Origin of the sequence: Paenibacillus sp. JNUCC-31 (assembly GCF_014844075.1) — a bacterium.
Lineage (GTDB): Bacteria > Bacillota > Bacilli > Paenibacillales > Paenibacillaceae > Paenibacillus.
Window position 1 is genome coordinate 2,847,915 of record NZ_CP062165.1, and the last position, 20,564, is coordinate 2,868,478.

15 protein-coding genes are annotated in these 20,564 nt (G+C 47.3%); 1 reads left to right on the top strand and 14 read right to left on the bottom strand.

Going from position 1 to position 20,564, the window contains the following annotated elements:
• Nucleotides 1-106: 106 nt before the first annotated feature.
• Both JNUCC31_RS12330 and JNUCC31_RS12335 read right to left on the bottom strand, forming a co-directional pair.
• Entirely contained in the window at nt 107-586 is a 480-nt protein-coding gene (locus JNUCC31_RS12330) for a Dps family protein (RefSeq protein ID WP_192271477.1), read from the bottom strand.
• A gap of 335 nt (nt 587-921) precedes the next feature.
• Nucleotides 922-1,659: an HAD family hydrolase gene (locus JNUCC31_RS12335; RefSeq protein ID WP_192272947.1), complete on the bottom strand. Its 738-nt coding sequence runs from the start codon at nt 1,657-1,659 to the stop codon at nt 922-924.
• Nucleotides 1,660-1,874: 215 nt separating this feature from the next.
• On the opposite strand from JNUCC31_RS12335, the gene JNUCC31_RS12340 reads away from it, so the two are divergent.
• On the top strand, nt 1,875-3,320 hold the full coding sequence (locus JNUCC31_RS12340) for an ATP-binding protein (RefSeq protein ID WP_192271479.1): 1,446 nt from the start codon (nt 1,875-1,877) through the stop codon (nt 3,318-3,320).
• Between the two features lie 145 nt (nt 3,321-3,465).
• Here JNUCC31_RS12340 and JNUCC31_RS12345 read toward each other — a convergent pair whose 3' ends face one another.
• The 12 genes from JNUCC31_RS12345 to JNUCC31_RS12400 all read right to left on the bottom strand — a co-directional run bounded on the left by JNUCC31_RS12345 (nt 3,466) and on the right by JNUCC31_RS12400 (nt 20,563).
• On the bottom strand, nt 3,466-5,226 hold the full coding sequence (locus JNUCC31_RS12345; protein WP_192271481.1) for an adenine deaminase C-terminal domain-containing protein: 1,761 nt from the start codon (nt 5,224-5,226) through the stop codon (nt 3,466-3,468).
• A gap of 188 nt (nt 5,227-5,414) precedes the next feature.
• Nucleotides 5,415-6,473, bottom strand: coding sequence for an ABC transporter ATP-binding protein (locus tag JNUCC31_RS12350; RefSeq protein WP_192271483.1), 1,059 nt, complete (start codon nt 6,471-6,473; stop codon nt 5,415-5,417).
• A gap of 18 nt (nt 6,474-6,491) precedes the next feature.
• Entirely contained in the window at nt 6,492-7,283 is a 792-nt protein-coding gene (locus JNUCC31_RS12355) for an ABC transporter permease (protein WP_192271485.1), read from the bottom strand.
• Nucleotides 7,284-7,287: 4 nt separating this feature from the next.
• On the bottom strand, nt 7,288-8,109 hold the full coding sequence (locus tag JNUCC31_RS12360; RefSeq protein WP_192271487.1) for an ABC transporter permease: 822 nt from the start codon (nt 8,107-8,109) through the stop codon (nt 7,288-7,290).
• A gap of 222 nt (nt 8,110-8,331) precedes the next feature.
• Entirely contained in the window at nt 8,332-9,270 is a 939-nt protein-coding gene (locus tag JNUCC31_RS12365) for a nucleoside hydrolase (protein ID WP_192271489.1), read from the bottom strand.
• Nucleotides 9,271-9,381: 111 nt separating this feature from the next.
• Nucleotides 9,382-10,452 carry an ABC transporter substrate-binding protein gene (locus JNUCC31_RS12370; protein WP_192272949.1) on the bottom strand — a complete coding sequence of 357 codons (1,071 nt, stop codon included), beginning with the start codon at nt 10,450-10,452 and terminating at the stop codon, nt 9,382-9,384.
• Nucleotides 10,453-10,960: 508 nt separating this feature from the next.
• Nucleotides 10,961-11,305, bottom strand: coding sequence for a Na-translocating system protein MpsC family protein (locus JNUCC31_RS12375; RefSeq protein ID WP_024632855.1), 345 nt, complete (start codon nt 11,303-11,305; stop codon nt 10,961-10,963).
• A gap of 203 nt (nt 11,306-11,508) precedes the next feature.
• Nucleotides 11,509-15,348, bottom strand: coding sequence for a GH32 C-terminal domain-containing protein (locus JNUCC31_RS12380; protein ID WP_323374375.1), 3,840 nt, complete (start codon nt 15,346-15,348; stop codon nt 11,509-11,511).
• A gap of 155 nt (nt 15,349-15,503) precedes the next feature.
• Nucleotides 15,504-16,397 carry an ROK family protein gene (locus tag JNUCC31_RS12385; RefSeq protein ID WP_192271491.1) on the bottom strand — a complete coding sequence of 298 codons (894 nt, stop codon included), beginning with the start codon at nt 16,395-16,397 and terminating at the stop codon, nt 15,504-15,506.
• 27 nt (nt 16,398-16,424) lie between these two features.
• Nucleotides 16,425-17,897: a glycoside hydrolase family 32 protein gene (locus JNUCC31_RS12390; RefSeq protein ID WP_192271493.1), complete on the bottom strand. Its 1,473-nt coding sequence runs from the start codon at nt 17,895-17,897 to the stop codon at nt 16,425-16,427.
• 90 nt (nt 17,898-17,987) lie between these two features.
• The gene (locus JNUCC31_RS12395; protein ID WP_416234434.1) at nt 17,988-19,607 is read right to left on the bottom strand and encodes an ABC transporter substrate-binding protein; all 1,620 of its coding nucleotides are present in this window, start codon (nt 19,605-19,607) and stop codon (nt 17,988-17,990) included.
• A 74-nt stretch (nt 19,608-19,681) separates the two neighbouring features.
• Nucleotides 19,682-20,563, bottom strand: coding sequence for a carbohydrate ABC transporter permease (locus tag JNUCC31_RS12400; RefSeq protein ID WP_192271497.1), 882 nt, complete (start codon nt 20,561-20,563; stop codon nt 19,682-19,684).
• Nucleotide 20,564: the final 1 nt, after the last annotated feature.

Below are 20,564 nucleotides of genomic sequence, written 5' to 3' on the forward strand. Positions count from 1 at the left end.
CATCTCGAATGCCATCATTATACGGCAAGCACACCGGATTTGTAAGCGAACGGGCACTTTGTTCACGGACTCTACATATCGTTGTCAAGATGCAGGGTAACTTAGCTTATTTGCCCAAAAATGCGTTTAACATCCAGACCTCTTTATCCAATCCAGCAGTGAAACCGATCAACATATCTTCAGTTGCATTATCTTCAGCTTCGCCAGCTGCTTGAATACCCTGGTTAATAACACCCACCATCGCTTGCAGATCAGCAACTACGGTTTCTACCATTTTTTCAGCCGACAACTGTCCCTGTGCTTCCTCAACAGGTGACAACCGCAGTTGTTCAGCCATCGTTGCGACCGGACGTCCACCAATGGCCAACAAACGTTCTGCGGCTTCGTCCATATTCGCCGTAGCCAAGTTATACAACTCTTCGAATTTGGCATGCAGAGTGAAGAAATGAGGACCTTTCACATACCAGTGGAAGTGGTGCAATTTGGTGTACAGTACAGACCAACCTGCGATCTGGCGGTTCAGGACCTCTTGAAGTTCAGTTGCGTGGTTTGCAAAAGTATTATTTCTAGTTTGGATTGTGCTCATGGAATTTATCCCCTCTCGAATACGATATAGTTTTGATTTTGATCACGTAATTTAACTTGCTTCCGGTGATTTAGACTTAATCTAAATCTTGTTTTAATTATAACACCGCCCTTATCCTTTGTGAAGGCTTTAGCCTACTCTTTCGAATGAAGATTCCATGAAGATGCCTTCATGTTTGGACAGTGTGAGAAGACTGCTTTTAACACCTCTTACACTTAGTATCTATACCTCTATTTTCGCCAGTGTACAATGACAATCCTCACGTGGTATATAACAAAAAACAGCCCTGATCCTCACTGAGGATCAGGACTGCACCAATGCACATAGCGCTAGCTTTATTGTTGAATCAACTCGGATGTAAGGATACGGCCTACCTCTTCATAACTACGAGCAACATGATGAGGCAGATGCTCTGATTCTGGCAAAGCATCACGATGGTTGAACCAAATCACTTTCCATCCGGCATCCACCGCACCAACAACATCATTGCGCCAGGAATCGCCGATATAATAACTGGAACCGGAATCCGATCCCGTCTGCCTGCTTACATGCTCAAACAATCTGCGATCCGGCTTGGCGTAACCAAGGGTACCCGATATGAAAATGCGTTCCTCGGGAATAAGACTGAGTACATCCAGCGCTTCGAGCTTCCGCTGCTGATGTTTTCCTTCTCCGTTTGTAATTAATCCCACCATATGCCCTTCTGCAAGAAGTCTTCGGATAAGTTCATATGCTCCATCAAAGGGCTGGATCTGAAACTGTCTACTCAAATACTGTGCTTGCAGTTCTTCAGCCTGCCCCTGTTGCAGGGGATTTCCAAATTCCGCCATGGTCAGCTCAAATCTGCGATGACGCATCCTTTCTACCGCTTCGGGTTCGGGTACAGCAGACAAGTCCTCTTGAGCAGACAGCCAGTCGCTATAATAACGGAAGCGATGGTATGCCTCCCCATACGGGAAATCATCTGGCAGACCAAGTACCTCCTGTAGTGCTCCTTTCAGGGGTTGCAAGTGGTCATACAAGGTATCGTCTACGTCGAAAAAGATGGCTTTAGCAGCATTTATTTTATCCATCATTTTTGCTTGTCCTCCTGTCATGTGCTATCCAATTGTTATTCTATTTTTAGAATAAGGCTTCTCTACATCAAAATGTTAGTGAATAAATAATTAATAAGCATGAAATTTTTGATTTCCGAATCATTCTTTCTTGAATTATGTAAAGTATAATTATACTTTATCAGTAAATACTGTATAATATAATTACATCAAATGAAGGTTGGTGAATATAATTGAAAGATCTCATAACCGAAGAGAGCATATTACAAGTACTCAGGGGTTTTAATAAATGGTGGGAGTCAGGGAAGGTTCAAGACGATTTTGCTAAACCAACTAAACGTTTTGCGTATTATGATGCAAAGCAAAGCTTCGAACACACAGAGATTCGTCGTCATGTCATTCTAACTGGTCCACGCCGTGTAGGGAAATCAACTATTATGTATCAAACGATCCATGATGCATTAGAAGCAGGTGTGCCTAAAAAGAATTTGTTATATGTTTCTTTTGACCACCCAATTTTAAAGATGTCTGAAATAGACAAAATTTTAAAGATTTTTATTAATAATGTTGCTGTCGATGAAAATATATATCTCTTCTTAGATGAAATTCAATATGCACATGAATGGAATGGATGGTTGAAAACCATTTACGACACCTTCCCTACTTACCGTGTAATGGCTACAGGATCAGCGAGTCCTATTTTAAGTGAGAAGATGCCCGAGAGTGGTGTTGGAAGGTGGACTCAGATTAGGATACCCACTCTTTCATTTTATGAATATCTTGAAATTAGAGAAATTCCAGTTCCATCCATTAATGAAACCTTAGGTCCGACATCTTTGAATTCTTTAACATCAGTTGAACTAGAACAACTTATGAAAGATTTGGAGCCAATAGAAAAACACTTTCATCGCTATCTTTTGATTGGAGGATTCCCAGAGATTGCTCGGACTGACGACATAAGTTATGCACAAAGAATCATTCGAGAAGATGTAGTGGATAAAGTATTAAAAAGAGATATGGTTTCTTTATTCAATGTTAGAAATATCGATGAGTTAGAGAGAATCTTTCTATATTTGTGCATGACTACTGGTGATATAATGGAAGCAACTACAATAGCTAGTAACATGGGTATTACACGACCGACAGTTGTGAAGTACATGGCACTCTTGGAATTAGCCAATCTTATTTATTTGAGCTACCCGGTACAAATGACGGGAAAAAAACTCTTGAACTCGAAACCGAAGGTATATTTGGCCGACCCAGCGATCCGTAATGCAGTCCTTGTTAAAGGTGAAGAAGTCCTTCAAGATCCTGATCAAATGGGGAAAATTGTAGAATCTGCGGTATACAAACATATTAGTACTTTTTACTATAACTTCAATCCTCGAGTTGGATACTACCGAGATTCTAGCACGCAGAAGGAAATTGATATTGTCCTTATGATGCCTAGCTTTAAAATCTTAATGGAAGTAAAATATCGCGAAGATTCTCGTCTTAAGGAAACTGAGGCAATTGTAGAATGGTCAAAGAATGACAAAACAACTTCATCATTATTAATCACTAAACAAAGTGATGATTTTGGATTGTTTGGTCATACCTCAATTATGAGAATACCTGCCTTCGCATTCCTATACTTACTAGGGCATGCAGAGAAGCACCGATACAGAAAAAAGAGTTAAACTTGGGAACTTAATTTATCCAAAACTCCTCATGATTTTTTAGACACAATATAAAATACGTTAGATTTATCCTTTACTATAAACAAACGATCCCCCACTACACCACTCATCGTGGCAAAAGCAGGGGATCGTTTGTTATGCTACATCACTCCACAATCAACGGAACAACCTTACCTGCATTCACATCAATCAGGCCGTGATCCGTAATTTTCAGAGCCGGACTTACCGCAAGAGAATGGGTACTGATGGACATGATCGGATTATAGTGCACATAACCAAGTGACAACATCGCTGCACGCAGCTCTTTCACTTGGTGTGATACGACCGCCAGCGGTTCCTCCGTCAAAATGCCACCCACAGGGAGTTCGAGATGGGACAACACTTTGCCGTCTTCCACCACACAGAAGCCACCTTGGCTCGAAATAACCGTGTTAGCTGCCAAAATCATATCTTCGCGATTACGTCCTACGACCAATAGATTATGGTTGTCGTGTGAATACGTTGTCGCAATGGCCCCACGCTTGATCGTATCTCCACCAATCAAACCATGCGCCCGATTGCCGTTCACACCATAACGTTCAAAAGTCGCAATCTGTCCATATTCGCTTTCTTCCCAGAGCAGTTCACCATTCGCAGCCTGAACCTGTGCAATATGCTCTTCCACAAAGGTTGAACCATCCTTCACCATCATGACCCGGCAGTTGTTTAAACCCTGTTCCGATAACTGCGCTTCTGAAGCTGAATCTTCACCTTTCCCATTCACCTTTGGATCAGACAATAGGATCGCAAAATCCTCAGCTCCCAGCAGGTTTAACTGCACGCTCTTGTAAAAATGAGGCGGAAACTGTCCACTGATCCGGTCCTGCTTGTACGGTTCGTAATCGTCATAAGCTTTTCGGCCTTTTTTATAAACCTGTTCTACTGCAAGTGTATCCAAGTTGGACAGCAGTACATAATCGGCCACTTTGCCTGGGGCAATACTGCCGCGATCGGTCATTTTCATCCGGGATGCAGGGGTTGAGGTTGCAGCGTAAATCGCATCTTCCGGGCGCATACCCATCCGAATGGCCTTACGCACGATATGATCGAGATGCCCCCGTTCCACCAGCGAGTCCGGCATAACATCGTCCGTTACGAAGCAGAAATGCTGAGCGACATCATGCTGAATCAGGTACTCCATGACTTCTGGCGTCATCGATTTTTCCTGAATTTCAATGAACATGCCTGCCGCAATTCGAGCCTGCAAGCCCTCAATGCTCTGATGGGTATGATCGGAATCCACGCCCGCATAGATCAGTCGGTGCAGATCCAGCCCAAGCAATTTCGGTGTATGACCTTCGATCACAAGATCGGGATAGTTTTTGCGAATATGCTGAAGAATCTGATTGGTCTTGCATTCCGGATCACGGATGACGTCCACATAGTTCATGATCTCACCCAGACATATGATCTCTCCAGTAGCGAGCAGCACATCCATGTCTTCGATTTCGATTGAACCACCTGTTGTTTCCATCGGCGTCGCCGGAACGGAGCTTGGGATAGCGTAGAACATGTCCACCGTTGTCTCGCGACTGGCCGACATCATCTCCTGCACACCTTCCAGCCCAAACACATTCGCCATCTCATGCGGTTCCGCCACAATGGACGTTACTCCGCAGCGGATTAGGCCATGGGAAAAGGTTGCTGGTGTCACCATTGTACTCTCAATGTGCAGATGAATATCAATAAGGCCCGGGATCATGTAACGTCCGCGTGCATCAATCACTTCATCCGCTTCAATCATCTCCGGCCCGCCTGAACCAACATACATAAATCTGCCGTCCAGTACAGCCACGTTGTTCATTTCAAATCGTTTATAATAACTGTTATACACATGTACATTCACAATTAGTTGATCTGCACGCATGGGGCATAATCTCCTTCTTCATGGGCATTTTCCAGAACCAGAGCAGCCGTTTACCATTAGCCATATGGAATGGAGACAGCCATTTTGGATATGCCGCACCAATATCACGTATTTCCATTCCATAGACTGTAACGGGACCCTGGATTCAACTGAAAAAATGCCTCTTTTGCTGCTTCTGCTTCCTGCCGCTATTCCACAAGGACAAGCTTATCCTGCGGGAAAATCAGATTAACCCGCTGTCCGCTGAGATAAGGCGTCTCCATCTCCTGATTGGCTGTGAAGTCGCCAAGTTCTGTCTCAATGACGTACTGATAGCTGCGTCCAAGGTATGTGCTTACTTTGATAATACCTGGCAAAGCGTTCAACACTTCTGCAGAGGTATCTCCACTAACGATCAGATCATCCGGGCGAATCGCACCTTTGCGTGCACCGGGACGTGCCGTTCCAGGATGAGCTGTTGCGGTGAACAAACGACCTCCCGCTTTCAGCGTGATCACTTCTCCTGCATCACTGCGCTCTGCGAATTCAATAAAATTATGGAACCCGATAAACCGGGCTACAAATTCCGTCGCCGGGTATTTGAAAATGGTTTCCGGGCGGTCGAGCTGCTCGACCACGCCTTTGTTCATAATCGCTACCTGATCCGAGATGGAGAAGCACTCCTCCTGATCATGAGAGACATATAGCGTCGTGATGCCCAGCTCCTGCTGAATCCGGCGGATCTCGACCCGCATATTCAGTCGCAGGTTGGCATCCAGGTTACTGAGTGGTTCATCGAACAACAGCAAATCCGGTTCAATGACGAGTGCGCGGGCAATCGCCACACGCTGACGCTGTCCACCAGACAGTTCCTGCGGGAATCGTTTCTCGAAGCCGTTCAGGTTTACCACTTCAAGGATGCGCATGACGCGTGAAGAAATATCCTTGTCTTTTACCTTGCGCATCCGCAGGCCGAAGGCCACGTTGTCATAGACAGACAGATGCGGGAACAGCGCATAACTCTGAAATACAAATCCGAAGTTCCGCTTGTTCGCCGGAACCTTCGTGTAGTCCTTGCCGCCGAACATAAACTTGCCCTGAGATGCTTCCAGAAACCCGGCGATGAGGCGCAGCGTAGTTGTTTTGCCGCAACCGCTCGGTCCGAGCAGGGAGAGCAGCTTGCCTTTTTCCAGCTCCAACTGAAAATCTTTCAGGATTGTCTGCTTATCGTATGCCACGGATACGTGGTCTAATGTCAGCAATGCCATAGCGTTCTGCGCCTCCAATTAACGTTTAGTAAAGTATGAGAATCCGCCCATGATCCGTTCGATCACGAACATTAAAAGTCCAGTTAATACCATCAGCAACACGGAAATAGCTGCAATGGTTGGGTCAAAATAATTTTCCACATAGGTCAGCATCTGAATGGGCAATGTGCTTACCCCCGGTCCGGTCATAAACACGGAAATGTCCACGTTGTTGAAGGACTCCAGAAAGGCAATCAGGACCGCTGCGATAATTCCTGAACGAATGTTGGGCAGCACAATCTGGAAGAATGTTCTTACCCGGCCCGCGCCAAGACTCAGGGCTGCTTCTTCCACCGCAAAGTCAAAGCTCGACAGACTCGATGCGATGACGCGAATAATAAATGGAAGCATAATAATCGTGTGACCAATCAGCAGACCCAGATACATCGGCAGATGGTAGATAACGATCAGGTATTTCATTAATGTAAAACCAAGCACGATTCCCGGAATGAGTACCGGAGACAGGAACAGTGCATTCAGCACGGACTTGCCTTTGAAATCGTAACGACTAAGTGCATACGCAGCCGGAACCCCGAGTAACAGCGCCAGCAAATTCCCCAGCAGGGAAATAATAATCGACGTCTGGAATGTGCGGAGGAAACCGCCTGTGTTGAAAATATTCTCGTACCAGCGGAGGGAGAAACCCTCCGGCGGAAATTTGAGTACCGTCCCCGGTTCAAACGAAGTCACCGAGATGATCAGAAGCGGGCCCAGCAGAAAGATAAAGACCAGCAGACTGAACAGGCCCAGCCCGATATGTTTCTCCCGCATATGTCTACCCCTTCGGATTTAAAGTTTTGGCCATTTTGTTCATGACACCGACCACGACAAATGTAATCACAATCATAATCGCGGCAACGACCGAGGCCAGATACCAGTCGTTCAGGGTCATCGCGTTCTGATAGAGGAACGTCGCAATGACGCGCTGTTTGCCTCCCAAAAGCGCAGGCGTCGTATAAGCCGTCAGGCTTCCGACAAACACAAGTACAGCTCCGATCACAAGCCCTGGCACGGCCAGCGGGAAAACCACCCGGCGGAATGCCGTGAAGCGTGATGCACCCAGGCTCTGTGCTGCCTTGAGCAGATCACCATCGATGTTCTCAAGCACACCCACCAGAGAGATGATCATGAGTGGCAGAAACAGATGGGTCAAACCTATCATCATGGCTGCCGGCGTATACAGAATATCCAGCGGCTTGTCCACGATACCGAGTCCAACGAGGGCATTGTTGACCAGCCCTTTGCGTCCGAGAATAATCATCCAGCTAAACGACCGTACGACAGGGCTCGTTAGCAGCGGGAAGATGGCCAGCGCCAGCAGAATGCCTTTGCGGCGCGGCGCTTTCCGTGAAATATAATAAGCTGTCGGGAATCCGAGCACCACGCAGACGATGGTGGTGACCACGCTGACCTGCAGCGTCGTAAGCAATATTTTCAAAAAGTAAGGGTCTCTGAAAAAATGCATGTATCCTTCAAACGTGAAGGAGTTTTCCTGAAAAAAAGTCGATCCGATCGTCAGGACAATCGGAATGATCATAAATGCCGCCAAAAACACAAACCCCGGCAGCAATAGCCAGTAGATTACTGATTTCTTCATCGCGGTACTCCTGACTTTTAAAATGGTTTTATTCACATGTTAAAATTACAACTTTACACATCGACACTCCGTGCCAGAAGAATCTTACGATCGCTGTTATCCCCAGATTTTTTTGATCCTTTATTAAAGGGGTAAAATCCGGGGATAAAGGCGAGCGCTTCGCTTCTCCAGCTTTCTTCTGTCACTTCGTTCTTGTGTAAAAAATGAGTTTAACGCTCACAGCTACGCATTTAATGCGTTGATAAATAGTTCAAGGAAGGCTTCCGCGTCCACGGTCTCGCAGACGAGAGTGTTGGGCTGCTGGCCCAAACGATTTTGGAAGTCACATACCATCTGGCCATCGCACAATCGGCTGGCGGTTTCGACATCCACGTAATATGACTTGCGTCCAACGAGTTCCGGGGCTAGTGCGACGCCAACTGCCAGTGGATCATGCAGGGCACAGGCGCGTATCCCATTCATTTCTTCATACCGCTTGATGTAAATCTCCGTGCTCTGTGCCACATAATCACGTAATACCGGATCAGTTAACCGTCCAATGGCTTCTTCATTTAGCAACGTTTGACGGGTTACATCCAGACCTACTTGCGTGAGCTTCTCAAAGCCTGCATGCAGTACAATGCGTGCGGCTTCAGGGTCAGCATACGTGTTGTATTCGGCTGTCGGTGTAATGTTGCCATGTCCGCGTACGACGCCACCCATGAAGATAACTTCCTTCAATAATGTAGGTAGCTCAGGACATTTCATTAATGCCAGCGCCAGATTCGTTAACGGCGCGGTCATAATCAGTGTTAGCTCGCCTGGATACAACTTCGCTTGTTCAACGATAAAGTCTGGGGCGAAGCCTTCATCCGCCCGCTTGGACACCGCCGGATCAGGCAGCGCACCACCCAATCCGTCTTGTCCATGTACCCGGTGTTCATAGTGAGACTTGCGCGTGAGTGGGCCAGCCGCTCCGGCAATGACTGGAATGGAGGTCGCTCCGGCCAGTTCTAAAATTTTACATGTGTTATCCGTCGCCTGTTGGAGTGATACGTTCCCACAGACTGTGGTAATGCCGAGAATGTCCAGCTTCCGACTCTTGACGGCCAGCAGAATTGCCAGCGCGTCATCTATACCGGTATCCACATCCAGAATGATGCGATTTCCTGTTTCACTCATGCATTCCCAACTCCTCTGCCGTTAAATGATTGCTTGCTGCAAATTTGGTTTGTCGAGCACAATCCATATCTCTACTGCCATTCAACCTCATCGTTCTAACGCTGATTAAGCTTATTGGGCAATTTCACGGTTCCAACGATCTGTCCATGCTTTGGCCTGTTGATTCACAAATTCCATATCCAGCTTGTTCAGCTTGCCAACCACGTCTGCACCATACGTTACGCCTTCAGCTTCTTCAGCAGTCAATTCAACCTTCGTATTTACCGGGGAATCCACTTTGGCTTTAGCGGATTTGGCTTGTACATCCTGGCTCAGCTGCCAGTTGATGAATTCTTCAGCGAGTTCTTTGTTTTTGCTGCCTTTCACGACGTTGATCGTATTCATAACTGCATACGCACCCTCGCTAGGTGTAACAAACTTCGCATTTGGCACAGCCGCTTTCAGATCTTTGAAGTACATTTCCATAATCGGTCCGCCAGCGATCTCTTCCTGGGAGAACATGTTCACGAATTCGGAAGTTTGAGTGTAGAATTTAACAACGTTGCCGCTTAATTTTTTAAGTTCCGCAAATGCTGCATCTTCATTAAATGTTTCGTTTCCGGCTACACGGGAAGCTGCATCCAATACCATTGGGCCTGCTGTTGCTGTAATGTTCGGAATGGTCAGGTTATTGGCAAATGCCGGGTCCCACAGATCAGACCATGAAGTCACTTCTTTGGAAACGAGGTCCGGGTTATAGGCGATTCCGAGCTGTCCAACCGTATAGGCCGGGCCGTAATCTTCGCCAAGCGGTGCTTTGGCAATATCATAAATATCGTTCACATTCGGAATTTTGGAGCGGTCGATTTTCTCAAACAAACCTTCATCGATGCCTTGCTGTGCATAGTAATCGGACAGATAGATCACATCGACATTGGATGTACCTTGGCGGATTTTGTTCAAACGCTCCGCGTTGTTACCCACTTCAAGTACGATGTCTACATTATGTTCTTTTTCAAATGGACCAAATACTTCTTCATTGAAGAAATCTTCCGAGAACCCCCAAGTGGAGATGACCAGTTTGGTTGGCGCCGTGCCCCCGCTGCCTGATCCGCCTGTTGCATTCTCTGTACTGCTGCCGCATCCTGCAAGTAATACCGATGTCATTGCCACTGCCGCCAAACCGCTAATCCACTTTTTCATCATGATCCTATTCCCCCTAATATGTGTGTTTTAACAACCCAAACCATTAAGTTGAACTAGCTTGATATTCTCAACTAAAAATTTTACACAATAACGTAGAGGACAGAAAAAACCTGTAGAAGCGAAGCGTTCGCCTGAAAGCTTTCTGAAAGAAAGCTACTTCGGAAGCATACGCCTATTTCCGGATTTCACCCTTTCTAAATACCATCGAAGAAATCTGGGAATAATAGCGATCGGAAGGTTGTTCTGTCATCGGAGTGCCAGTGTAAATCTTTGTTAGTCGGCTTATATAGTTCAACTTAAAAAAACAAAAAGAAAAGCATTCTTGTATAAACAAGAACACTTTTCTTCGTAAACAAAGGAAAGCGACACCCGCTGCCGGTACATCATCGGTTTCTGCTTCAGAATCAATCCGAAGACAGACGCCATCATATGAAATTGTTTGTTCGGAATTAGAACCATGAACGGGAACCACGTACAACGCATGTATCGAACCAGTCGATCCATCCTATGCCTGTTCCAATATCACATTCGTAATGGCCCATTGCGTGGACGCATCATAATCCCGTAATACAGCTTCGATTGGCAAACCCATGTGTTGCTCCAACTTCTCCCTGAATTTCTTCTTATACAAGACAGACATGCGGAAGTCCACTTCCAGCTTCAAGCCGGGGGCCTCCCCTTCCAGGGCGTCAGAGCGCGGTGAACGTCGGTGCTTCGCGTAGAAGGTCACGATGTTCTGATCAATGGTCACTCTCAGGAGAGTGGTCCCAAAGCCGAACAGTTCCTTCGAAATTTCGTTATAATACTGGCACATCTTCTTCTTGCTCTCATTACTGTCCAGCAGTTCCATGAACTCACCCACATCATTTACTACCGTACGTTCGACGTGTTAACACGATTGATTATACATATATCTACGATTTTAGGCAACCCAAAAGATATAGTTAACATGTAAATAACACATAAAAGCGAACGATAGGTATAAACTAGCGAAAACAATTCGTAAATGTTCACCGTGAGCGCGCTTGGCGATACCTGCATCCCTTTTCACTATTATTGTTGCTTAAAAACCCATTTTTGATACTTGTTCTCTTGACGAAGCTCACCCATCACCAGTTCTGATCCATCCTCGGATATGCCGAGTGCGTGCCCGTTATGTGCATTTGTAATACGCATCGTCCCATCCTCATTCTTTGAAATGTTCCAGCGTTGATTCGCATAACCAAGATACGAATAGAGCTGAATACGATTCTGTCCTACATCCCAATCAAGAGACATTCCACTCAAAGTTCGAATGGAGTAAGAGCCGGAATCATCGCCTGTCGGTACAAGTACCCATTTGAAGCCTTCACTTGCATTCTCTGTATTCTCAGCAACCTTTATCACTTCTCCTGCTTCAGATGGAACAGCCTGCAACGCAATAGAACGTCCTGTGTTACGAATTATCACCTGCTCCAGATCTGCTTTCTTCGTATGGATGGCATTCACATTCTGAAAGGAGACACTGCCACCAAATACATGAATTCCAAAATGTCCTTCGGCGAACGTTCCATCCTGAAGATCCATTATTCGCTCACCGTTTACTTCAACCTGGATACGGGGACCGTCTGTTTGAATCCGGATGTGATACGTTTGATCCTTACGAATGAATCTTGGGATTTGGGCAAGCACCTGCCGATTTTCGATTTTCCCGTTCACTTTATAAAAAAGTCGGATGGCCTTCAGATTAGGGTCAATATTCAAATAATAGCCGCTTCGTCCATCCTCGCTGGCACGGAATACAATAGACCCCGCTCCCCCTTGAGCGCCCAGCGTCAGGTCAGCATCATATTGAAAATCGCCTGCCGTTTCCTTTGCGATATACTGTGAATCTCCATTATGGCTGCCCTGTATGCCTTGTTTGGAAACAAGCCATTGGGCAGATGATTGATCCGACTTCCAGCCAGACAAGTTGGTGTGGAATGTGCCGCTGGATACTGTAATCGGTATTTTGGCAGAAGCTTTGCCGTTAGCTGTCGATACCGTTACTACTGCTTCGCCTCCACCCACGGCCCTAACCGTCGCTTGCGTCTTGCCAGAATGAACGATCTGCACCACTTTAGGATCGCTCACTTTCCATTTCAACGGTTGAACACCTTTACCCAGTCCGCCCTCAACTGTGGCGTACAGGGTTTGAGTCTGCCCTATATTCGCCATCCTTCTTTGCACATCTGCAATAACCTGCGTCCTAGAGGACGTGCTCTTTCTCCAGATGTTGTCCAAGGCGTGCACCTTCATGGAGCTGACCTTCACTTCCCCACCAAGGCTATAGAACGACATTGCTCTGCCTGCCGGATCTGGAAAAATGACATCCGAGAAAACAACCTTGCCATCATTGCCGAAGACTTCAACAGAGGATTCATCTACAAATATGCGCAGCTTCACCTTTTGATTTTCCGGTTGTAACGGGGCCTCATGAACCTTGGTAAATAGGTCGGAGAAGCTCACGTCACCCGAGGTGGTGCGATCCACAAACAGGTTCTGCTTATTCACGCTGTATCCTACTGTGGTTTTCTGTCCTTCCCTTTTACGCAGTTGAAAACCGAACTCGGTTACAGGACTATTAGCCGGAATTTCCACTTCAGCTTCAATCTCATAAGCCCCCGCTGTTAGACCATCAAGCATATTTTTTGATTTTGGTCCAACCAGCATTTGTTGTGCACTATACAGGTCGTGCCGCAGTGTCTGGAGCTCGGTGATTGGTGTTTGTACCAATCGCACTCCTTCATCCGTGGTTCGAAGCGATACTTCTCTCGGAATGGTCAGTTGTCCTTTCCAAGAGGAGGTTGGAAATTCAAACGGGTAATCCCAATTCGTCATCCATGCAAGCATGACTTTCCGCTGGTCTGGCATATTTGCAAAGGACATCGATGCGTAGAACTCCTTCCCAAAGTCCGTTCTCAACACCTGCCCTGCTGGATAATCGTTCAGGAATTTCCCATCAGCTGTCAGCTGGCCTACAAAATATTCCGCATCAGAACCCTGGGTCTTGGGATTGGCCCCTGTACTGATCATAAGCACCCACTTACGCTGACCTGTTCCATCTACAGGCAGCTGAATCAGATCAGGACACTCCCATACACCACCACGAACGTAGTCCCCGTATCCGAAGTTATCGGTTAATGTCCAATCGAGCAGATTCGTTGAAGTAAAGAACCGGATGTGATCGCCACCGGATACAACCATAATCCAGCGGTTGTTGTCTTCATCCCGAACGACCTTCGGATCACGAAAATCCCAACTCCCCGGATCATCACCTTTCTTGCCAGGGTTATCAATGACAATCGGACGATCTTCAGCGTATTTCCAATTCCGGCCTTGATCGGTGCTGTAGGCAAGACCGATGCGCTGATTGCCACCCGGTTTATCCGGATGATGAGACGTGTAGTATGCAATCAGACCCTTACCACCCGAATCCGAGAATAGACCGGATGCATTATTAAGATCGGCAATAGCCGATCCCGACCATACATGGCCCTGATCATTCCATGGCAAGGCAATAGGTAAACGCTTCCAATTTATAAGATCAGAACTGACTGCATGAGCCCAAGTACCTCCATCCTGATGAAACAGATGATACTCTCCCTCGTAATAGATCAGCCCGTTCGGATCGCTTGCCGATCCCCGAATCGGAGAATAATGGTACTGGGGACGATAGTTTTCCTTATAGTACGCCGACTCCTCGGTGATGTATGTATCCTGAAAATAGGCCGTACCTTGTTGAACAACAAACCCTGCATGACCACTTGCATAACTTGTGTCCGTGACCTCCACAGCCGCCGGAGAATAACCATCCATATACACCTGAATAAGGTCGACCGAGGCAATAACTTCAACGTGATGCTTCGCACCCGGTTGGCTTGGGTATGTTCGATCCGAGCTGGCGAGCACGGTACCATCAGCTTTTCGCAGCTGCACCCGAACTTCTTCCCCTTCCCTGATCAGGGCTGCTTCATACCCCCTCGCTCCGTCTGGACTCGCCCTGAATAACAGCCCTGCTGAGGTACTCGTATTTGCTAGAGATATATTCCCCTCATATACAAAATCAGACGCCGCCTTCTCGTAAATGACTCTTCCTTTGCCCTGAGCGTTTCCATTCCCTTTATAGCCTTTCAAATCCGGCTGCCATTCGCCTATGCTGCTCATCGGTTTGCCCATGTTGCCATTCATGGCACTGACCTGCACATTCTGGAACAAAGCCGCCCCATCCCATACATGGAGCCCCAGATTCCCTGATGAGTAGGCACCGTCCTTCACATCAATCACCGGGTCATACCGATTATCCCAATATACCTGAAGGCTCTCCCCGTTCGCTTTCACTTTCAGATGATAGATACCTCCAGAATCCAGGCTTACTTTATGTTCTACATTTAACGTTCCCGGCTGTCCACTTGCATCTTTTAGACGTATCACACCAGCCTGGGGAATGACTTGCAGCATATATGAAGCCCAGCCTGTATCATTGGAGCGAAAAACAAGACTTGTATCCGCTTTCATATCCTGAATCATCAAGTCAGCTTCGTAGATAAAATTATCGGCTCGTGTGGCTGATATGGCTATCGCATTCTCCCCGGCATCTGAAGTCAGACGGATTCCTTCATCCGTATCTTCCAGACTGCCTTTGCCCTCCATTCTCCAACCCGACAAATTCGTTACTGCCTTGGACACGTCCGACAATATGTCAGCCCCCTCCTCTGGTTGTTCTACGGTCGTTTCATTTGTTTCGGATGTTCCCTTTGCACCCATTGGCATCTCCCTACCCTCATCAGAATGGATGGAATACGCACCTACAGAAGCAGATCCGAGAACACTTAACAGCAAGACACACCCGATGAATCCCGAAATAAATTTCATGGCATACCCTCTTTTCTTTTAATTGACCATGCACATCCATATCTCACACCTCTATACCACAGATACCAAAAATCCAAAAAGGGGCACCATACAGTTCCTTATGCAAAATAAGTAACCTGTACCTGCCCCTCCTGAGATGTAGCTTGATTCACAAACTATGAAACAGACGCCGCCGAATGTTGCAGTGCTTCCAACCCCAGCGCAACGGCCCCGCACAGTCCAGCCTGTTGTCCAAGTCCCGGCGGTACAATGTATTGGTCGATATGTTCCGTGATCTGAGCTGCATTCACATAACCATTCAGATTTCGCACAACCCGCTCCCTAATCATGGGGAACAGATGAGCCTGCTGCATCACACCACCGCCTAATATCACCTTCTGCGGAGAGTGAAGGAGAATGGAAGACGTAATGGCCTCAGCCAGATAAAAGGATTCCATCGCCCACGCAGGGTGATCCACAGCCAATTCACTGCCATTTCGCCCCCAGCGGGCTTCAATTGCGGGGCCTGCTGCCATTCCCTCCAGACAATCACCATGATAGGGGCATAATCCATGATATGGGTCATCCGGGTGCCTTCTCGTCATGATGTGACCACCCTCCGGGTGCATCAATCCGTGTACCCGTTTCCCTTCTGCAATCAGACCAATCCCAACCCCTGTGCCAATCGTGTAGTATACACAGCTGTGCAATCCTTGGGCTGCTCCCCATTTGAGTTCACCAAGGGCAGCCGCGTTTACATCGGTATCCCAACCAATCGGAACGGGGAACTCGCGTCGAAGAGTCCCTACAACATTACAATTCCCCCAACCCGGCTTGGGTGTCGTTGTGATATAACCATAGGTCGGGCTATCTTTCCGAAGATCAATTGGACCGAAGGAACCAATCCCGATCGCTGTTACCCCTTTATCCCTAAAATAGTCAACAGCCTTCAAAAGTGTCCTATCCGGATGTTCCGTTGGGAAACTGATCCTGTCCTGAATAACTCCGTGTTCATCGCCAATACCACAGACGAACTTCGTTCCGCCCGCTTCAATCGCCCCTATGCGCATGACTCGTTCCTCCTTGCTCTCATCCGCCTATCCTTCGCTCTTCACCGAAGACAACTCATAAATATTCAGTGATGAGATAACGATATCACTGACTTTTGCCTCCATTGAAATCCCCTTGGAACTCGCGTCCGGATAGATCAAATCCGTGATTACTGCTTCCCCGTCATTAGCGAAAACCTCTACAGATGATTCATCGACATAGATACGCAGGTTCAGGTTCCCCTCTGTGGTGTACAAATGAGCTGCATGACGACCACAAAAATGTTCATGAAAATCAGAAACTCCCGATTGGTTGCGATCCACATAAACCTCATTTCGTTCACAATCGATACCCACAACCGTTTCGTTTCCTGCCCCGCTTCTCAATGCAAAATGGATTGACTGATTCGGTGCCCACTCCATATGAATCTCATAACTGACCAGCTTCAGGTCTTTCAGTTGTTCCTGCACATGACCTATCGAAACGTCCTGCAAGGACAAGACCGGAGTTCTGGCTTGCTCCAATTCGTGTGCCGGACGCTGGATCAATACAATTTCTCCGCCCCTGGTCTCCAGCGCCAGTTCCCGAGCAATAGTCATGGCACCTCGATAATCTTCGGTTGGTGTGAGGTTGGCATACATCCAGTTGCTCATCCAGCCGATAAAGAGACGTCTGCCATCCTCTGCAGGAATATCGGACCAACTCACTCCAGCATAATTATCACGACCATGGTCAATCCACCGAACAGCATGTGAAGCCTCGTCTGGTACAAATGTCTTTCCATCGAACTCGCCAGTAAAGTACTGGGTTCTGGAACCTTCTGTGAAGGCAGGGTCCGCACCGATGCTGACCAGCATCACCCATTTCTGCAGACTTGGCTCTCCATCCACATTCAGCAGGAACAGATCGGGACACTCCCATACGCCGTCATGCGAACCAATACCCTCACCGAATTCGCTCGAGAATTCCCAATCTTTCAGATTGGGGGAACGGTACAGGCAAACCGTCTGACCGCTAGCGATAATCATCACCCACTCTTCGTTCTGCTCATGCCAGAATACTTTGGGGTCACGGAAATCAACGAACGAGTCATGCTTCAATACAGGGTTACCCTCGTACTTAATCCACGTTCTCCCATTATCCTTACTATACGCGAGGCTTTGTCGCTGAATCGGATTTTGATTCTCCACTTCGAGGTGATGGGTGAAAATGGCTACCAACCCCGGCCCATCCTCGAAAAATCCGGTAGTATTCTCCCAATCCACCACGGCACTACCCGAGAATATCGTGCCATTCTCATCGGGAGCAAGAGCCACAGGCAGCTCTTCCCAAGAAACGAGATCCTTGCTAACCGCGTGGCCCCAATGCATCGGCCCCCACGTTGTACCATAAGGATGATACTGATAGAACAAGTGATACTCTCCCTTGAAAAATACCATGCCATTCGGGTCGTTCATCCATTTCTCCTTCGGCGAGAAATGGTAGGTGCTTCTGTAATCTTGTTTAAAAACCGTAGACATTATGGTTTCTCCTCCATTTAAGCTTGGATGAGGGGACAATGCATTGGCTTAAAATCAAACTAGCACAGCCCCTGTTTTCCACCCGTTGTTTTATTTATTATTGCGGTCATATCCCGCTTGTTTAATCTGAAGCCATTCTTGCAAGCCAAGACGATCCAACTCTTTCAGATAAGCGTCCCACTCCTGATCGATCTTCCCATTCTGATACCACTCAGTACGCATCCGCAGCACGTAAGCAAAAAGATCCGTTTCAATCGTAGACAAACGATCTAATTCATCGATGGAGAAGAACACGCTTGGATACACGTTTTCCGCTTTCATGTGTGGAACCATGTATTTATCCAGGAGATCCATGCGCCATGCGGCATCTTCTGGCTTGGTTGTGTATTTGCCATAGTAGCTGTCGAGAATCGCCAGTGGTCCTGCAATACTCGTTTTCTGTCTGAGCTCTACAGGTGCAGCGCCTTTCAGCGGCAGATGTTTCAGCATGCCTTTGGCTTCATCGAATTCAAAGATATTCTGTTGAGTTTCATCCCCATATGTCCCCCAGTTGTCCTGGACGGATTGGAGTGGATCATATAACTGATCTACCCACTTTGCAGTGGATTCCAGGTTTTTGTTGCTGCTCGTAATCACCATGCGTCCCCGGTCAAGTCCGATGCCATTGGTTCTTGTTACATTGACTTCCCCTGTTGGCCCTGCTACCGGAGGCATTACATCGTAGGTATCGTTCATGCCCGTAATGTTAGCCTTATCCCAGGTGAAGTACATGCCGTATTTTTGATCTTTTCCTTTGGCCAGATAGGTGTTCCAATCTTGTTGATAAGCCTCCACATCAACGAGACCTTCCTGAACCAGTTCGTGGATGTATTTGATCGCTTCCTTGTAGCCTTCATCAGCTGCCGTGAATACCACTTTGCCATCGTTGGTCACCACGGTATGATCCCAGTTCTCCCCGAGTCCAAATGCCGCAAAGAGGAATGTCAAGTCTTCACCACCGGGTTTGTTAATGAAAGACAGCGGAATTTCGTCTGCCTTGCCATTGCCATTCGGGTCCTGGGTTTTGAACGCAATCAGCACTTTCTTCAGTTCTTCGGTTGTCGTTGGCATCTTCAGTCCAAGCTTGTTCAGCCACTCCACGTTGATCCAGGGCAAGTCGTCCACCGCCTGTATGCGCTGCTTGCCACTGCCGAGCTCCTCAATCCAGGGAAAGGAATAAATATGTCCGTCTGGAGCTGTAATCATGCTCTTGTATTCGGGAGCTTCCTCCAGTACCTTTTTCAGATTGGGCATATGTTGCTCAATCAGGTCCTCCAGTGGAATGATGGCCCCGTCCTTCGCCAGTTTCAGGAGCTCATAATCCGTATAAGCCGCGTCAAAAATGGCATCTGGCAAATCACCGCTGGCTACCGCCAGGTTCCTTTTTTCCTTAAACACATCACTCGTATAGTTCTTCCAGTTGATATGCACGTTGGTTTTCTCTTCGAGTCTCTTGTTAATCAGCTTCTCGTTCGGGTCAGCAGGGGCCAGCGGAGAGCTCTGTGTTATAAAATTCAATGTCACTTTGCCATCAGGTGACTGGGCTTCGCTGGCTGCACCGCCCTCTGCCCTACCACCACCACATGCCGAGAGCAGCAGCATGGCAGACAGCATGGAGATGGATGCCGTTGTAACGGCTTTTCTGGACTTTTTCACTTTTTTCATGATCATGACCTCCGTGGATTGTGTTGGGTCGAACTTTTCCATTTATAGTGGGTCAAACGTGCTGTATCTCAGGCTGCTCACTATTTGAGTGAACCTACCATGACACCTTTTTCGAAATATTTCTGAAAGAACGGATACATGATGATGAGCGGCAGACTCGAAATGACAATGGCTGAATATTTGATCATCTCCGAGAGCCGTTTCAATTCCGCCATCGCAAGCTGATCACTGATCATGCCAGGCGCGGCCTGGTTCTGAATCAGAATGGAACGCAGAACAAGCTGCAGCGGATGGAGATTCGGATTATCCAGATAGATCATGGCGTCAAAATAGGAATTCCACTGCCCTACAAACGCGTACAACGCAAGTACAAAAATGATGGGTTTCGATAGCGGAATGACGATCTGGAAGAAAATCTTCATCTCGGAGGCACCATCCACATTGGCGGCCTCTTTCAACTCTCGAGGGACCCCTTTGAAGAAGGTTCTGGAGAGAATGATGTTCCAGACGTTAACCGCTCCCGGAATGATAATGGCCCACACCGTATCCAGCATGCCGAGACTGCGCACGAGCAGATAGGTTGGGATCAATCCGCCGCCGAAGAACATCGTAATGATAAAGATAATCATGAAAAATCCTCGTCCGGCCAATCTGTCATCCGAGAGGGCATAACCTGCAAATATCGAAACGGTAACCGTCAACAAGGCAAAGGACACAGAGTAAAGCACGGCATTTCCAAAACCTCGGATCATGGCCGGATTGGATAGAATCATCTGATAACCGTCCAGGCTCCAGTCGGATACATTGAAGGACAGTCCGCGGTTCAGTAGCACAGTCGGATCCATGAATGAGGCAATAACGATATAAATCAGGGGAACGACAACCACGAGTACTGCACATGTGAGAAATATGGCATTCAACGTAAGAATCAGGCGATCCATTCCCGTATGCTTAACAACCATG

Bases quoted from the DNA above. Each gene is read 5' to 3' on its own strand.
- JNUCC31_RS12330 (WP_192271477.1), bottom strand. From the start codon at position 586: ATGAGCACAATCCAAACTAGAAATAATACTTTTGCAAACCACGCAACT.
- JNUCC31_RS12335 (WP_192272947.1), bottom strand. From the start codon at position 1,659: ATGGATAAAATAAATGCTGCTAAAGCCATCTTTTTCGACGTAGACGAT.
- JNUCC31_RS12345 (WP_192271481.1), bottom strand. From the start codon at position 5,226: ATGCGTGCAGATCAACTAATTGTGAATGTACATGTGTATAACAGTTAT.
- JNUCC31_RS12350 (WP_192271483.1), bottom strand. From the start codon at position 6,473: ATGGCATTGCTGACATTAGACCACGTATCCGTGGCATACGATAAGCAG.
- JNUCC31_RS12355 (WP_192271485.1), bottom strand. From the start codon at position 7,283: ATGCGGGAGAAACATATCGGGCTGGGCCTGTTCAGTCTGCTGGTCTTT.
- JNUCC31_RS12360 (WP_192271487.1), bottom strand. From the start codon at position 8,109: ATGAAGAAATCAGTAATCTACTGGCTATTGCTGCCGGGGTTTGTGTTT.
- JNUCC31_RS12365 (WP_192271489.1), bottom strand. From the start codon at position 9,270: ATGAGTGAAACAGGAAATCGCATCATTCTGGATGTGGATACCGGTATA.
- JNUCC31_RS12370 (WP_192272949.1), bottom strand. From the start codon at position 10,452: ATGAAAAAGTGGATTAGCGGTTTGGCGGCAGTGGCAATGACATCGGTA.
- JNUCC31_RS12375 (WP_024632855.1), bottom strand. From the start codon at position 11,305: ATGGAACTGCTGGACAGTAATGAGAGCAAGAAGAAGATGTGCCAGTAT.
- JNUCC31_RS12380 (WP_323374375.1), bottom strand. From the start codon at position 15,348: ATGAAATTTATTTCGGGATTCATCGGGTGTGTCTTGCTGTTAAGTGTT.
- JNUCC31_RS12385 (WP_192271491.1), bottom strand. From the start codon at position 16,397: ATGCGCATAGGGGCGATTGAAGCGGGCGGAACGAAGTTCGTCTGTGGT.
- JNUCC31_RS12390 (WP_192271493.1), bottom strand. From the start codon at position 17,897: ATGTCTACGGTTTTTAAACAAGATTACAGAAGCACCTACCATTTCTCG.
- JNUCC31_RS12395 (WP_416234434.1), bottom strand. From the start codon at position 19,607: ATGATCATGAAAAAAGTGAAAAAGTCCAGAAAAGCCGTTACAACGGCA.
- JNUCC31_RS12400 (WP_192271497.1), bottom strand. From the start codon at position 20,563: ATGGTTGTTAAGCATACGGGAATGGATCGCCTGATTCTTACGTTGAAT.